General features: G+C 66.2%; 18 protein-coding genes. 5 read left to right on the forward strand and 13 right to left on the reverse strand.

Annotation, left to right across the window (positions count from 1 at the left end):
* The first annotated feature begins 129 nt into the window (after positions 1 to 129).
* Positions 130 to 1,236 (forward strand): hypothetical protein, encoded by a 1,107-nt coding sequence (locus HUA76_RS07015; RefSeq protein ID WP_174460347.1) that lies wholly within the window; start codon positions 130 to 132, stop codon positions 1,234 to 1,236.
* Between the two features lie 7 nt (positions 1,237 to 1,243).
* Here the strand turns inward: HUA76_RS07015 and HUA76_RS07020 are convergent, their stop codons facing one another.
* The 6 genes from HUA76_RS07020 to HUA76_RS07045 are packed head-to-tail and all read right to left on the reverse strand — an operon-like array spanning position 1,244 to position 4,910.
* Positions 1,244 to 1,828, reverse strand: coding sequence for an imm11 family protein (locus HUA76_RS07020; protein WP_174460348.1), 585 nt, complete (start codon positions 1,826 to 1,828; stop codon positions 1,244 to 1,246).
* A 25-nt stretch (positions 1,829 to 1,853) separates the two neighbouring features.
* On the reverse strand, positions 1,854 to 2,201 hold the full coding sequence (locus HUA76_RS07025; protein ID WP_174460349.1) for a hypothetical protein: 348 nt from the start codon (positions 2,199 to 2,201) through the stop codon (positions 1,854 to 1,856).
* A gap of 6 nt (positions 2,202 to 2,207) precedes the next feature.
* Positions 2,208 to 2,792 carry an imm11 family protein gene (locus HUA76_RS07030; RefSeq protein ID WP_174460350.1) on the reverse strand — a complete coding sequence of 195 codons (585 nt, stop codon included), beginning with the start codon at positions 2,790 to 2,792 and terminating at the stop codon, positions 2,208 to 2,210.
* A 29-nt stretch (positions 2,793 to 2,821) separates the two neighbouring features.
* Positions 2,822 to 3,406: an imm11 family protein gene (locus HUA76_RS07035; RefSeq protein WP_141648258.1), complete on the reverse strand. Its 585-nt coding sequence runs from the start codon at positions 3,404 to 3,406 to the stop codon at positions 2,822 to 2,824.
* A 29-nt stretch (positions 3,407 to 3,435) separates the two neighbouring features.
* Positions 3,436 to 4,020: an imm11 family protein gene (locus HUA76_RS07040; RefSeq protein ID WP_141648259.1), complete on the reverse strand. Its 585-nt coding sequence runs from the start codon at positions 4,018 to 4,020 to the stop codon at positions 3,436 to 3,438.
* Between the two features lie 17 nt (positions 4,021 to 4,037).
* On the reverse strand, positions 4,038 to 4,910 hold the full coding sequence (locus tag HUA76_RS07045) for an AHH domain-containing protein (RefSeq protein ID WP_174460351.1): 873 nt from the start codon (positions 4,908 to 4,910) through the stop codon (positions 4,038 to 4,040).
* Positions 4,911 to 5,012: 102 nt separating this feature from the next.
* Between HUA76_RS07045 and HUA76_RS07050 the strand changes: the two genes are divergently transcribed.
* Positions 5,013 to 5,807: a hypothetical protein gene (locus tag HUA76_RS07050; protein WP_174460352.1), complete on the forward strand. Its 795-nt coding sequence runs from the start codon at positions 5,013 to 5,015 to the stop codon at positions 5,805 to 5,807.
* Between the two features lie 268 nt (positions 5,808 to 6,075).
* On the opposite strand, the gene HUA76_RS07055 is transcribed toward HUA76_RS07050, so the two are convergent.
* The gene (locus tag HUA76_RS07055; RefSeq protein WP_174460353.1) at positions 6,076 to 7,140 is read right to left on the reverse strand and encodes a DUF2169 domain-containing protein; all 1,065 of its coding nucleotides are present in this window, start codon (positions 7,138 to 7,140) and stop codon (positions 6,076 to 6,078) included.
* Between the two features lie 75 nt (positions 7,141 to 7,215).
* On the opposite strand from HUA76_RS07055, the gene HUA76_RS07060 reads away from it, so the two are divergent.
* A complete protein-coding gene (locus HUA76_RS07060) occupies positions 7,216 to 8,040 on the forward strand; it encodes a tRNA1(Val) (adenine(37)-N6)-methyltransferase (RefSeq protein WP_174460354.1) in 825 nt (274 codons plus the stop codon).
* Positions 8,041 to 8,044: 4 nt separating this feature from the next.
* Here the strand turns inward: HUA76_RS07060 and arsN2 are convergent, their stop codons facing one another.
* The 5 genes from arsN2 to HUA76_RS07085 form a co-directional block, all read right to left on the reverse strand.
* Complete coding sequence (gene arsN2 / locus HUA76_RS07065) at positions 8,045 to 8,491, reverse strand: arsenic resistance N-acetyltransferase ArsN2 (RefSeq protein WP_174460355.1); 447 nt, start codon at positions 8,489 to 8,491, stop codon at positions 8,045 to 8,047.
* Complete coding sequence (locus HUA76_RS07070) at positions 8,488 to 8,889, reverse strand: arsenate reductase ArsC (RefSeq protein ID WP_141648265.1); 402 nt, start codon at positions 8,887 to 8,889, stop codon at positions 8,488 to 8,490. The genes arsN2 and HUA76_RS07070 overlap by 4 nt, the downstream gene beginning before the upstream one ends.
* A complete protein-coding gene (gene arsB, locus HUA76_RS07075; RefSeq protein ID WP_217439252.1) occupies positions 8,886 to 9,956 on the reverse strand; it encodes an ACR3 family arsenite efflux transporter in 1,071 nt (356 codons plus the stop codon). The genes HUA76_RS07070 and arsB overlap by 4 nt, the downstream gene beginning before the upstream one ends.
* Before the next feature lie 7 nt (positions 9,957 to 9,963).
* Positions 9,964 to 10,329 carry a metalloregulator ArsR/SmtB family transcription factor gene (locus HUA76_RS07080; RefSeq protein ID WP_141648269.1) on the reverse strand — a complete coding sequence of 122 codons (366 nt, stop codon included), beginning with the start codon at positions 10,327 to 10,329 and terminating at the stop codon, positions 9,964 to 9,966.
* 96 nt (positions 10,330 to 10,425) lie between these two features.
* The gene (locus HUA76_RS07085) at positions 10,426 to 11,382 is read right to left on the reverse strand and encodes a hypothetical protein (RefSeq protein WP_174460357.1); all 957 of its coding nucleotides are present in this window, start codon (positions 11,380 to 11,382) and stop codon (positions 10,426 to 10,428) included.
* Between the two features lie 205 nt (positions 11,383 to 11,587).
* Between HUA76_RS07085 and HUA76_RS07090 the strand changes: the two genes are divergently transcribed.
* Entirely contained in the window at positions 11,588 to 12,094 is a 507-nt protein-coding gene (locus HUA76_RS07090) for a DoxX family protein (RefSeq protein ID WP_141648268.1), read from the forward strand.
* A 437-nt stretch (positions 12,095 to 12,531) separates the two neighbouring features.
* Here HUA76_RS07090 and HUA76_RS46390 read toward each other — a convergent pair whose 3' ends face one another.
* Positions 12,532 to 12,699, reverse strand: a complete 168-nt coding sequence (locus HUA76_RS46390; protein ID WP_174459645.1) for a hypothetical protein — start codon at positions 12,697 to 12,699, stop codon at positions 12,532 to 12,534.
* Between the two features lie 94 nt (positions 12,700 to 12,793).
* On the opposite strand from HUA76_RS46390, the gene HUA76_RS07100 reads away from it, so the two are divergent.
* Complete coding sequence (locus HUA76_RS07100; protein WP_371823434.1) at positions 12,794 to 14,221, forward strand: CapA family protein; 1,428 nt, start codon at positions 12,794 to 12,796, stop codon at positions 14,219 to 14,221.
* The last annotated feature ends 7 nt before the right edge of the window (positions 14,222 to 14,228 follow it).

Below are 14,228 nucleotides of genomic sequence, written 5' to 3' on the forward strand. Positions count from 1 at the left end.
CGAGGCCGGGGCCTCGTGTGTCTCAAGCCGAGTGTATCGCTCCCGGAGCGCTGGTACGAGCGGGGGTGGTGGTTCGTGGTGACGCCTCGTGGAAGACTCTGTTTTCAGGCGACGGAGGCCGAGGCGCGCATGGTGGGATGGGTCCAGGTGATGGGAATGTCGTCGTCGTTGGGGGGGCTGGTGCCCGCCTCGGCGGCGTTTCGAGCGGGGATGGCCTGGCCATCGGCGGCGCCCGACTTCGAGGTCTTCCTGAAGGGTGACGAGGAGCCGAGCCCCGTCACGGTGCACGCGGCGGGAGATGCCACCCTGGGTTTCTCCGGAGTGGGGCGACTGGTGGCGTTGCTGGCGGAGGCGCTGGTGGACCTGGGAGCGCGGGAGGACCTCCGGGCGCTGGGGCCGCACGTGGGGCTCTACCTGGTGTTGCCGGATCCGGAGGCTCGGGGTTTCACGACCCAGAAGGACCCGTTCGAGGAGGACCCGGACGAGGCATCGGAGCGCATCGCGTTGCTGGTGGACCGGCTGGTGAAGGGGACATGGCAGGCGTTGGGCCTGCCGGCGTGGAGGGGCTCCGTGAAGGCGTTCCACGCGGGGAACGTGGCCTTCGCGCAGGCGTTGGCGGCGGCGGGAGAGGACCTGCGAGGTTCGAAGGTGGAGCGTGCGCTCTTGTGCGCGGTGGACAGCTTCGTCTCGCCGGAGACGCTGACGTCGTTGCACCAGCGGGAGCGGCTCAAGACGCCGGGGATGGCCACGGGGCTGATGGCGGGAGAGGCCGCGGTGGCGCTGTTGCTGGTGCGTGAGGCGCCGGTGGAGCCGAGCCTGGCCGTCGTGAGGGTGACGCAGGGGCGTGATGCGGCGACGCTGGATGGAGAACAGCCGCCGGACGGTCAGGAGCTGACGCGGCAGGTGCTCGCGGCGCTGGGGCCATGGGGGGCGGAGGTGTCCGCGCCGTTGCTCGTGTCGGACCATGATGGCCAGTACGCGAGGGCGTTCGAGTGGGGGATGCTCCAGGTGCGCCTGAGGGACACGGATGCCCGCTTCGAGCGAAGCGCGGTGTGGATGCCGGCGAAGAGCTTCGGGCACACGGGAGTGGCATCAGGGGCCGTGGCGACGGCGCTGACGTTTCGGGCACTGGAGCGGGGTTACGCGCCGGCGCCGATGGTGCTGGTGCTCTCCTCGGCGGATGCGGGAGAGCGAGCCGTCATCCACCTGACGGCGGGGCGCAAGCGGGGCACGTAGGCGGGGCTCAGAGCTCCAGGCCATCCCAGCCTTCGGCCTCATAGGTCCTGAAGCCCGTCAGCCCCGCCTGTTCGAAGGCGGCGAGGACGTCTTCGCGAATGAGGATGAGGCGGAGATACGTGGTGCAGCGGAACATCTTGGCCTGAGGGTTGATGGCGTCGTACTTGAGCACCAGATTCTTGACGCGGCCGACCTGGTCCTTGGCGATGGCATTCATCCTGTAGACCGAGCGGTCCATGTCGATGGCATCTTCGGCGCCGAGCAGATTGAGGAAGGCATAGTCAGGACCGACGACGTTGCCCTCTTGGTCCTTGAGCACGACGGGGAGCCACTCTGCGTTGGTGACCTCCAGCGACTCGATGAGCTTGCGTGCCCGCCCTGAAACCAGGAGGCCGCTCATCAGGTTGGGCTGGAAGTCGTAGAGGTTCCGGTCGTCGGGGTAGTTACGGGAGAAGGAAACCTCCCCGCCCATCGGGAACGCCCTGGCGAGGCTGATGCCCTTGTCGAACTTCCAATCCGTCGGGCTGCCACGAGGGTACTCGTCGACGAATCCTGCTTCCTCGGCCATGACGGCGAAGGCGAAGTATTTCACAGCAGGTCCCGTGGTTGAGCGCGCTTCATGCTTCCTCTTCGGACTCTTCCATCCAACGCAGGAAGCGCATGGCGCCCACCAGTGCGAGGACGGGTTCCCCCTCTTCATCACTGAAGCGGATGGCGTCATGTTCGTCCGACAGGCTGACCTGAATGCAGTACATGGCCATGTCCTTGCCGGGTCGGACCAGGTCCTTCATCCGCGCGTCGATGACGCGAGAATGCAGTTCCAGGACCTCGGTGTAGACCTCGTCCAGGGGGAGCAGAACCCCACGGACTCCCTCGCGCGCTGTGACGAAGCACGGCACCTGTTCCTCGAGGATGCGAGCGACGATGTCAGCGGGCTGTTCTTCGATGCAGTTGGCTTCGAACATATAGATTCAGAGCTCCAGGCCGTTCCAGCCTTCAGCGTTGTAGACCTTGAAACCAGTCAGTCCCGCCTCGACGAAGGCGGTATGGACATCCTCGCGAATAAGGATGAGGCGGCGCTCCATGGTGCAGCGGAACATCTTGGCCTGAGGACTGATGGCGTCGTACTTGAGCACCAGATTCTTGACGCGGCCGATCTGGTCTTTCTCCAGGGAATCCATCCTGTAGACCGAGCGCTCCATGTCGATAGCGGGCTCGGCGCCCTGCAAATTGAGGAAGGCGTAGTCGGGACCCACGACATTTCCCTTGTGGTCCTTGACGACGACAGGCAGCCACTCGGCGTTGGTGACCTCCAGCGATTCGATGAGTTTGCGAGCCCGCCCTGAGACCAGGAGATCGCTCATCAGATTGGGCTGGAAGTCGTAGAGGTTCCGGTCATCAGGATAGTTCTTGGAGAAGGAGACCTCGCCACCCATGGGAAACTCTTTGGCGAGGCTGATGCCTTCATCGAACTTCCAGTCAGTAGGGCTCCCTTTGGGATACTCGTCGATGAACCCTGCTTCTACCGCCATGACCTTGAAGACGAAGTATTTCATGGGGGTAATGGCCGTAGGTCTTGAGCGGCTCAGAGCTCGAAACCGTCCCAGCCCTCGGCTTCATAGACTTTGAAGCCAGTCAATCCTGCTTGCTCAAAGGCAGCGTGGACATCCTCACGGATGAGGATGAGGCGGAGATATCCTTTGCAGCGGAACATCTTGGCCTGAGGGCTGATGGTTCCAGGCTTGAGGACAAGATTGTTGATGCGATCAATCTGGTCCTTGGCAATGGCATCCATTCTGTAATCGGAACGCTCCATGTCGATGGCATCTTCGGCGCCCTGCAAATTGAGGAAGGCGTAGTCAGGGCCCACGACATTCCCCTTGTGGTCCTTGACGACGACGGGGAGCCACTCGGCATTGGTGACCTCCAGCGACTCGATGAGCTTGCGAGCCCGTCCTGAAACCAGGAGGTCGCTCATCATGTTGGGCTGGAAGTCATAGAGATTCCGGTCGTCGGGATAATTGTCTGAGAAAGAAACCTCGCCACCCATGGGAAACTCCTTGGCGAGACTGATGCCTTTGTCGAACTTCCAGTCCGCAGGACTGCCACGAGGGTATTCCTCGATGTAGCCCGCTTCTGTTGCCCTGATCTTGAAGACGAAGTAGTTCATGGAACTGTTAGCCTTCTGCTTGAGAAGACTCAGATCTCCACGCCGTCCCAACCTTCGGCATCATAGACCCTGAAGCCTGTTAGCCCAGCTTCTTCGAAGGCAGCAAGGACGTCTTCTCGGATGAGAGTGAGGCGGGTTTCCGTGGTGCAGCGGAATATCTTGGCCCGAGGGCTGATGGCATCGGGTTTGAGTACCAGCTTCTCGATGAGGCCAATCTGGTCTTTTGCTAGATGATTTATCTCGTAGACGGAGCGGTCCATGTCGATGGCCGGCTCGGCACCCTGCAAGTTGAGGAAGGCATAGTCGGGACCCACGACATTGCCCTTGTGATCCTTGACCACGACGGGGAGCCACTCGGCGTTGGTGACCTCCAGCGAGTCGATGAGCTTGCGTGCTCGCCCTGAAACCAGGAGATCGCTCATCAGGTTGGGCTGGAAGTCGTAGAGGTTCCGGTCGTCGGGGTAATTTTTTGAGAAGGAGACCTCGCCGCCCGAGGGGAACTCTTTGGCGAGACTGATTCCTCTATCGAATTTCCAATCGGTAGGACTGCCACGAGGATACTTCTCGATGAAGCCAGCTTCTTCTGCCATGACTTTAAGTACGAAGTATTTCATAGTCTTAAATCCTTTTATTAGTAAAGGGCGCCCCACTCGTAGCGACTTTTGGCTTTTAAGTCTTTGGGCGCATAGCGAACGAGGGCGTGTTTATATTCTTTGCCTTGGGTGACAGACGCCACCACTGCCCTACTCAGCTTTACGAGAAGGATCCAGTACCTGTTCTCGAGTTGCTGTAACTGTTTGAAGATGTCTTCCAGTAAGGCTTCGTGGGCTTGTTTTGAATCAATCTTTGCTTGGATATCCTTAGCGATGACCTTCATTTGTCGCATCACCTGCTGCGTGTAATTGGGATGGTCGCCCGGGTGTTGCAGGAGTGCATGGACTGGCACCGCCCAGGCCTGGTCTGGCAGCATGATGATGTTGTGGCCGTGATTGAGGTTGTACTCGGACTGGAGAATCAGCCGGAGCTGCTGGTACGTGAAGACCGTCCCATCCTCCAACTCGTAATAGAACGCCGAGCCCGGGAGGATGTGGTGGGCCTCCCATGCATACGGGTACTTCTGGAGCGCGGGCTTCTTCTCCTTGTCCTTCGCCCCTGGATTGAAGTTCTCCGGCGGTCCTCCCGGGAACTCCGCTGTCTCGCGCACCATGTCCCGGATTTCATCCAGGTGCGGATGGTCGAACACTCGGTACACGCCGCGCCCGTCCAACGACGCGATGTAGTTCGAGCCGTTCTGCGCATAGTAATTATCCTTGCCGAGCACCCCGCGCGGTGGCGCGTTGCTGTCGACATGGTCGGCGTCGTCCGCGGACTCCTCCGCTGGCTTCGGCTTCTTCTTCTTCGCTTCCTTGGCCGCTGCGTACTTCCGGTCCCGGCTTCGCTCGAAGATGGACAAGAGTCGCTGCGACAGCGCCGTGTTCATCTCGTTCGCACTGAGGTTGCTCATGCGCACACCCACCTGGAGCGAGGCTGGCGCAAGGTCGCCACCTCTTGACGTCAATGCTGCCCGAAGGCTCGTTTCCAGGCTACGCTTGCCCGCACTTCTCCCATGGCTCGCCTGATTTCCCTTCGCGCTGACGCGGCTGACTCACTGGGTGAAAAACTGAGCCGGTTCGACCCCGGTGCCGACCGCCCCAGTCTCATTACCCGGCTCGATGGCATCACCCTCGACCTGCACCTCATCGCCGTCGCCACCCTGCTCGTCGACGGCAACCCCCAGGGGTTCTTCCTCAACCTCTGCCGGATGGCCGAGAACGCTCGCCGCCTCCACCTCCTCCTCGAGACTCGCGGACTCCCTCATCCCCCCGCCCGGCGCAATACCCCCCTGTTGGGTGCCCTCGCCGCAGGCCACTTCCCCCTCGCGGAGGCCGTCGCCGCCAGCTCCAGCACCCAGTGGCAACAGGGCGCCGAGTACGAGGACGAGTTTCTCTGGGCCTCCACCCTCCAACTCCTCGCGCGCACCCCACCCGCCCCGTCCGTCGCCCTGGAGCGCGTGCTCGTTCCCCTGGAGAAGGTGGGCAAGGAGCCCTACGCCAGCCGCGTCGCCGTCGCTCGGGCCCTGGCCTCCACGGACCGGACCGCCTTCGCCGAGGCCTTCGCCACCGCGTGTCTCGAGTACGGCCTCTCCACCGAGAAGCGTGCCCGCTCACTGTCGACGCCCGTGACGTCCTTCGCGCCACATCGGTTCATCTGGCTGGAAGGACTCGCCCTGCTGCGGCTGGCCGAGCGCGCCGGCATCGCTCCCGAGGACACCAGCTTCCGTTACTGCCCTCCCCTCGCCCGAGTCCCCATGACGGTGAGCTACACCGGCGACTGGGCCCTCCAGACCACTCCGGCTGGGTAGCCCGCGTCATCTCGGGCGATGGGCTGCCCGGCGCCGCGCCGCACCCCGCCCTCGGTGGTCACCCCGGGCAGACGTGATGGCGTAAACGAGCCCCGCCGCGCCGTCGCGCGTCGCCCCAGCCCAACAGATTGACTGCGAGGGAGGCCTCGCCGCGCGTCTCACGTCATCCCAGTCCGACGGGTTCTCGGGAACGAGCCCTCGCCGCGCGTCGCACACCACCCCAGTCCGACGGGTCGCGCGGGAACGAGCCCCGCCGCGCCCTCGGACGTCACCCCGGCCCGACGGCTTGTCCGGGAACGAGCCCCTCCGCGCCGTCACACGTCACCTGGATGGAACGCAGCTCTGTCGGCTCGCGCTGCAAGGTGAACGTCCCTCGCCACACGAGGAACAGCTTCATCGCATCCGTGTCGATGACGACCGTGTCCAACTTCAACTCCAGGTCCGCGTCATCCAGTCCCCGCGCTCGCGGTGCCAGCACCCGTGGCGGTGACAGAGCGGGCAGCTTGAAGCCCATCACCCCTCCGGGCGCTACGTGCGCGAGCAACACGGACTCACCGCCCCGCAGGTACTCCGTGACGAGTTGGTCCTTGGGCGCCCCATTCAAGAATCGCCGGTCGAAGTTCTTCGGCAACAGCGGGCTGCGCGACTTGCGCCACGCGTCGTCATACGTCCCCGCATAGGACGCGCGCGGTTGCCAGTGCGGCTCGATGAAGCCGAACCCCGTGGGCGTCGGGCACTGGCCCCACATCTTCAACACATCCGTGGGCGACTCCAGATTCGGCAGCCGGAGCCCTTCCTCGAACCGACTCCCCTTGGCTCGAAAGCCCGTGCCCAGTGGATTACGAGGCTCGAACGTGTGTTTCGCGGCGTCCTGCGCGCTCTTGTCCCAACCCCCGAAGGACCGCTCGTAGCGCAGGGGGATGCGCTCGAACGCCAGCGGCTGGGTGATGCCGATGCCACCCAGGCTCTTGAACCACGTCCTGTCTCCCACCACGCGCACCTGCTTGTGGATGGGCCCGACATGCAACTCCGCGAGCAATTCGCGCGTCCCCACCTTGGGCGCATGCGCGTGTCCCAGCAGCACCACGTCCGTGCCGACCTTGGTGAACGCGCTCTCGGGCTCCAGGCGCGGACTGGAGGTCGCTGCTCCGTCCCAGCGCTCGCCCGCGACCATCAAGGGCGCCTGCTCCTCCGCGAGCACCGGCGCACCGCGAGGCTTCAAGTCGAACGTGGCCTTCACCACGGGCACGAACAGGGGCCGCAACACCTCATCGGTGAGGAACAGGGGCTCGAAGATGAAGGGGGTGCGATTCTCGGTGGACGGGTGCCCCATGTTTCATCTCTATCAGTCCTCGTGAGCCCGTGACAGGACACCCGCGCCACCCCAGTGGACGCGTGTGCGACGCGGATGCAAGCTTGGGGGACTCACCCCGTGACACCCTCCCACCTCCAGCCCGGCCCGGACGAGACGCTCGACTCCATCGGTACGGCGGGCGTGCGCGTGTTTCAACGACGCAATGGCTACCGCTTCACGCTGGATGCCGTGTTGCTCGCGCACTTCGCGGCCACCGAGTCTACCCCGAGCCCCGCGAGTCCTGTCCTCGAACTGGGCGCGGGCAGCGGTGTGGTGTCATTGCTCCTGGTGAAACAATTCGGCCTGGGGCCCGTGGATGCCCTCGAACTCCAGCCCGCCGTGTTCGCTCGGCTCACGCGCGCGGTGGCGCTCAATGCCTGTGAGGCCCGGGTGCGGCCGATGCTCGGAGACCTGTGTCGCATCCGAGAGTTCGTCACCGGTGGTGCCTACGGCCATGTCGTGTCGAACCCTCCCTTCCGAGTCGCCGACGCGGGAGTCCGCAGCCCGGATGACGAGCGCGCCATCTCCAAGTCCGAGGTGGCCTGTGATGCCCAGGCCGTCATCACGGCGGCACGCTACGCACTCGCTCCCGGGGGCCTGGTGAGCCTGGTGTATCCCGCGGCGCGCGCGGCCGAGGTCCTTGGGTTCCTGGCCCAGGCGAAGCTGCATCCTCGCGTCCTGCGCTTCGTCCACTCGCGCGTGGATGCCCCCGCGACGCGGTTTCTCGTGCAGGCCGTGCGTGACAGGGACAGGGGACTCACCGTGCGCCCACCGCTCGTCGTCCACGGTGAAGGACCCGGAGGCTACGCCCCCGAGGTCGCCGCGCTGATGGACCCGCCCCTCGCGGAGCAGGCACCGCCTCCGAACGAGAGCGACTGAGCGGCTACCCGACCGGAGGTGCGGTGCGGCGCATCACCACGGCGCTGGCGGGACACGCGCCTCGAAGCTCTTCGGAGGCCTGGAACTCGGGAGGGAGGTTGGCTCGCTCGATGCGAGTGAACCCGAAGCGCGGGAAGTAGTCCTCCGCCGTCGTGGTGAGCAGGAACACCGTGCCGATTCCCTCTGCCTCCGCCTTCTGGACCAGCCGGTGAATCAGCTTTGCGCCCAGCCCCTGTCCCTTCCGCGCGGGGGCGATGACGACGGAGCGGAGCAAGGCGCCGGTGGCGTACACCTCGAGACCGGCGGCCCCGACGATGGCTCCCTCGTGTTCGGCGACAAGGAACGCGGGCAGGTGGCGTGCGACTCCCTGGAGCGGAAGTCCCGCCGAGGTCAACAGGGCTTCGACAGGGCCCAGGTCCTCGGGTCGGGCAGGCCGCAGCGTGACAGTCATCGTGACCACTCCTCTCGGGACAGGAAGTCGACCACACGGGCACGGACTTCGTCTCGAATCTCGCGCACCCGCTCGACGGGCTTGCCCTTGGGGTCTTCCAGCGGCCAGTCGCCTCGCTTCAACCCCGGGACGACAGGACACGCATCGCCACACCCCATGGTGACGAGCCACTGGGCGTCTTGCGCCAGCGCGTCCGTGAGGAGCTGGGGCCGAGCCGTCGACAGGTCGATGCCTACCTCCGCCATGGCGGCGCGCACCTCGGGATGGACCTGCGTTCCCGGGTTCGTTCCCGCCGAGAGGGCCCGTGCCTTGGTGGGGTCCGCCATCGCGTTGAAGAAGGCCGCCGCCATCTGCGAGCGCCCCGCGTTGTGGACACAGGCGAAGATGACGAGGTTCATGTCGAGGCCTCTGGAAAGAATCCGCGCCGGAGCCACAGCGACAGATAGACGAGGGAGATGAGCGCGGGCACTTCAATCAAGGGCCCCACCACGCCCGCGAGCGCTTCGCCCGAGGCCATGCCGAAGACACCCACCGCGACGGCGATGGCCAGCTCGAAGTTGTTGCCCGCCGCGGTGAAGGCGAGCGAGGTCGTCTCCTCGTAGTTGAAGCCCAGCTTTCGCGAGACGAAGAAGGCGCTCGTGAACATGACGGCGAAGTAGACGAGCAGCGGCAGGGAGATGCGAACGACGTCCAGGGGAAGGCGCGTCATCTTCTCGCCCTGCATCGCGAACATGAGGACGATGGTGTACAGCAGCCCCAGCAGCGCCGTGGGCCCCAGTCGCGGGAGGAAGCGCTGCTCGTACCACGCCTCGCCCTTCCACTTCGTGAGCACCCCGCGAGTCAGCGCGCCCGCCATGAGTGGCACCCCGAGGAAGATGAGCACGCTCCGGGCGATGCTCCACATCGACACGTCGAACACCGCTCCCGTCTGGCCGAACCACCCCGGGATGACGGTGAGGAAGAGCCAGCCGAGCACCGAGTAGAAGAGAATCTGGAACACCGAGTTGAGCGCCACCAGGACGGCGGCCACCTCGTTGCTTCCACAGGCGAGCATGTTCCAGATGAGGACCATGGCGATGCAGCGAGCCAGTCCGATGAGGATGAGGCCGTTGCGATAGTGGGGCAGGTCCGGGAGGAACAACCACGCCAGGGCGAACATCAGCACCGGGCCCACGACCCAGTTGAGCACCAGCGAGGTGGCGAAGAGCTTGCCCCGCGTCTTCAGTTGCCCGAGCTCGCCGTAGCGCACCTTCGCCAGCACCGGGTACATCATCCACAGCAGCCCCAGGGCGATGGGCAGTGAGACGGTGTCCAGCTTCACCGTGTCGAGCCGCGTGCCCAGGTCCGGGAATGCTCGGCCCAGGCCGATGCCCAGGACCATGGCCGCGATAATCCATACGGGCAGCAGCCGGTCGAGAAGGGAGAGCTTTCTGGCGACACCGACGGGGACTGTCGGCGAACTCATGGGGGCCTCAGGTGCATGCATCGGGGCCACACGCCTTGAGCAGTCGCGCCACTTCACGGCGAATCGCCTCCCGTGAAGCGAAGGCCGCGACGAGCGCCTTCACCTGGGAGTCGCACAGCGCATCCAGTTGAGGCGAGAGCCGGTAGTACACCCAGCTTCCTTCCCGTCGTGACTCGACGAGGCCCGCGGCCTTGAGGACGGCGAGCTGCCGAGAGGTGTTGGACTGCGGGAGGTCGAGCGCGCGCTCGAGGTGACAGACGCACAGCTCCGAATGCGACAGGAGCGCGATGATGCGCAGGCGCGTCTCGTCCCCCAGCGCCTTGAGGGTCCGACTCAGTGGACGGACTTCGAGAGTCGAGGCTGTGACTGGCATGATGACATGATAATATTCGAATATCGTCATGTCGGCAATCGAAACTCCCGTGTCAGGCGGGGGAGGCGTGCCTGGGTGCTCGGACAGGTGACTTGGCTATTCGGCGCCCAGGGGCTTCGTGTTCGTCACCTGGAGGCCGCCACCCTCCGACGCGGTGATGAACACCTCGCTCCTCGCCGGCACGTCGAGTGTCAGGCGGCGCTGCTGCTTGCCCAGGGTGAACATCACCTTCAATTCACGCCGCCCTGGTTTCACGTCCTGGATGACTCCACCCGAGCCTCCTTCGTCACCCTTGCGAGCGCCGTCCAGTGACACATCACAGGACTTGAGACAGCGGACATGGAGACGCGAGGCGTCCGCGAGTCCCGCCTTCTCACGGGCCTCTTCGACGTCCGCGAGCGCCCAGTGCTCCGTGAGGATGACCCGGCCCTTGGAGTCACCCTGATACCTGGCCTCCGTGCCCGCGGGCACGTCGATGTAGCTGGCGAAGAGCTTCCGCTGGAGCAACTCGGCCGTGCCCTCCACGCGGCGCTTGCCGGGCTCCACGTTCCGGAACTCCCAGGTCCGCTCGTCTCGACGCGTTCCCCTGCGCCCGTCGAGCATCACCGCGCAGTCTTCCAGACAGCGCACGATGGCCACGCTCTTCGCGGTGGCAGGTGGAGGAGGCGGCGGGCTCGGGGTGTGTTCGGAGACACGTGTGACTCGCGAGCTTCCCTCCACCCATTCAGGCGTGCCGGGTGAGGAGGTGCTCTCCTTCCGCACGACGATGCGCTGGTTGCTGACGAGATAGACGGTCGCCAGGGCCGTGTCGGGGATGTCCGCGAAGCCGCTCGCCAGGGGCCGGCCCAGCACACCCGTGGCCTCCACTCGCCGCGCTCCCGGGGCGATGCCCTGGAACTCCCAGAGGGCCTCGTTCACTCGACGCCCTCGCTTCCCGTCGAAGACCACCGTGCACGTCTCCGTGCAGCGCACGCTCACGGTGACGCCTTCTTGCGCGAGGGCCGGAGCGGACAGCGACAACGCCAGGGACAGGAACACGTCGCGGAGGGCCATGGACTCGCCAGTCTGGCGCCGGCCGTGCTCCGGGTCGAGCCGCCTTGACTGGTGGCCGTGAAGGGCGGAGCGGAGCGGCCGTGGGTCCGCCTGCCCTCCGAGGGAGGGGAAGGGGGCCACCCGTGCGACGCGCGCGGTCCGTTCCCAACGTACCCAGGTTTCCCGGATGGGCCCATGCATGGCCCTCCAGCAAGGAGAACAGGGCATGAACGCGGTGATGCTGACCGAGCAACCCGACATCCTCAAGGCGGCGGCCTTGCTGCCTCCGCGCCTGTCACTTGGCTCGACGATGGTGGTCCATGGGCTGGCCAAGCTGCGCAAGGAAGGCACCGAGCAGCACGCGGGCTTCTTCGAGCAGCTCGGACTCACTCCCGCCCGGCCCCTGGTGCTGGCCACGGGCGTGACGGAGGTGCTCGCGGGTGTGAGCGCCATCCTGGGCTTCGCCACCCGGCCCGCCGCGTTGGCGGTGCTCGTCACCCAGGCTTTCGCCATCGCCAAGGTGCATGGCTCCAAGGGCTTCGACAACACCAAGGGCGGGTACGAGTTCAACGTCGCGCTGTGTGCCATCGCCCTCGGGTTGCTGCTGCGTGGACCAGGGCAACTGTCGGTGCACAGCGCCGTGGAGGGGCGGGTGAAGCGCAAGGAGCTGCGTCGGCTGAGGCTGCTGCCTCGCCAGCGCCGTCGTTCCTGGCTCCTGGACCTGCTCGGCTAGGGGGCCCGTGGGGGGAGTGAGGGTGCCCGGTGACGCACATGCCAGCGCCGGGGGTGGGGGGCGTGTGTCGCCTGCCCGGCTGCTGATGGGCCGGGCACATGTGGGTTGTCCCTGGAGGGCCCGGAGCCTCGTAAGATGCGCGGGCCCATGCTTCCGTCCGCCTTCGTCCTGCTGGCGCTCGCCACCTCGCCGGGTACCTCCCCGGCGCACGAGCCCGCCCCCGCCCACAAGTTCTCCACAGCGTCCGTCACCGAGAGCGCCGACCTGCTGTCCTCGGCGGGCTCACGGTCCGTGCGCGCCGCGATGGGTGCCGAGGCATCCATGGATGCGGTCGCGAAACGCGCAGGAGATGGATCCGCGCGAGCGGTGATGAGCGTGGCCTCAGCCGCGATGAGTGCGGGAGATGGATCCGCGCGAGCGGTGATGAGCGCGGATCATCAGAGCGTGGCCACCGCCATGCTGAGCGCGGGCTTGGGTTCCGTGCGCTCCGTCGCGAGCCAGTCTCCGTCGAGCGTGGCCACCGCCATGCTGAGCACGGGCTCGGGGTCCGTGAGCGCCGTCGCGAGCCAGTCCCCATCCAGTGTGGCCTCCGCCGCGCTCCGCACGGGGACTCAGGCCGTCAGCACCGCGCTGGTCCGGAACACTCCCGTCGCCACGGTGCAGCCGGCCCTGGCTTCTTCGTCAGACACCCCGCCCACCGTGCAACCCGCTCCCGCGCAGGGCACCGTCACCGACCTGGGCAGCGCGGCGGCCCGAGCCGGCGCAGGCGCCCTCCGTGCCGCGGCCTTCGCCCTAGGCTCGGGCTCCTCGGCCATCCCCTCCCCCGCCGAAGCCGAGGCCCACTACGCCCGAGGCCTCGAAGCCCTCAAGTCGAAGGACACCGCCACCGCCATCACCGAGCTCTCCTCCTGCGTGAAGGGCCTTCCCTCCCGCGTGGACTGCCGCTGGGAGCTGGGCTGGGCCTACTCCGTCGAAGGCCGCTGGGCGGACTCGCTCGCGCAGTGGACCGAGGTCCAGAAGCTCGCGCCCGAGCACCCTGATTTGGAAACCGCGCTCGCCCAGGCCCGAGGCCAGGCCGCCCTCCAGGCCCGGCTCTCCCAGTCCCCCCTGGCCAGCAATCGCCCGCCCCCGCCCGCCGACGCCAAGGTGCGCATCCGCGCCGTGGGCGACATGATGCTCGGCACCACCATCCCCGAAGACAACCTGCCACCCGATGGCGGCGGTAGCGTGATTGCGGGTGTGCTCCCCTTGATGCAGGACGCGGACCTCACCTTCGCGAACGTCGAGGGCCCCCTCTGCGACAACGGGAAGACCACCAAGTGCCGCTCGTCCGGCAACTGCTACGCGTTCCGCTCGCCCACCGCCTACGGCCAGTTCTTCAAGGACGCGGGCGTGGACCTGGCCTCCACCGCCAACAACCACTCGGGTGACTTCGGCGAGCTGTGCCGTCGCGAGACGGAGGCCACGCTCGATGCGCTCGGCATCGCCTGGAGCGGACCTCCGGGCTCCGTGGCGACCGTGGACCGCAACGGCCTGCGCATCGGCATGGTGGCCTTCCACACGTCGCCCTCGTGCAACCACCTCAACAACCTGGCCACGGCCACGGCGCTGGTGCGCGCGGCGGCGGCCGAACACGACATCGTCCTCGTCTCCTTCCACGGCGGCGCCGAGGGCGGCAAGGCGCTCCACGTCCCCAACGGCCGGGAGATGTTCTTCGGCGAGGACCGCGGTGACTTGCGCGCCTTCACCCACGCGGTGGTGGACGCCGGCGCCCACGTCGTCATCGGCCACGGGCCCCACGTCGTGCGCGGCCTGGAGTTCTACAAGGGCCGCCTCATCGCGTACTCGCTGGGCAACTTCGCCACCTACGGCCGCTTCAACCTCAAGGGTCCGCAGGGGCTCGGCATGGTGCTGGAGGTGGAGTTGAACAACGCGGGTGACTTCACCTCCGGCCGCGTCCTCGCCACGAAGCAGGTGGACAAGGGCATCGCCGTCCCCGACGAGAAGGGCGCCGTCATCCAACTGCTGAAGGACCTCACCGCCGTGGACTTCCCCGACTCCGGCGCCCGCATCTCCGACGACGGCACCCTCCGACCCGCCGGCAAGGGCCCCGTCTCCTCACGCTGACGTCACC

It is taken from the genome of Myxococcus sp. CA056 (assembly GCF_013336715.1).
Classification (GTDB): domain Bacteria; phylum Myxococcota; class Myxococcia; order Myxococcales; family Myxococcaceae; genus Myxococcus; species Myxococcus llanfairpwllgwyngyllgogerychwyrndrobwllllantysiliogogogochensis.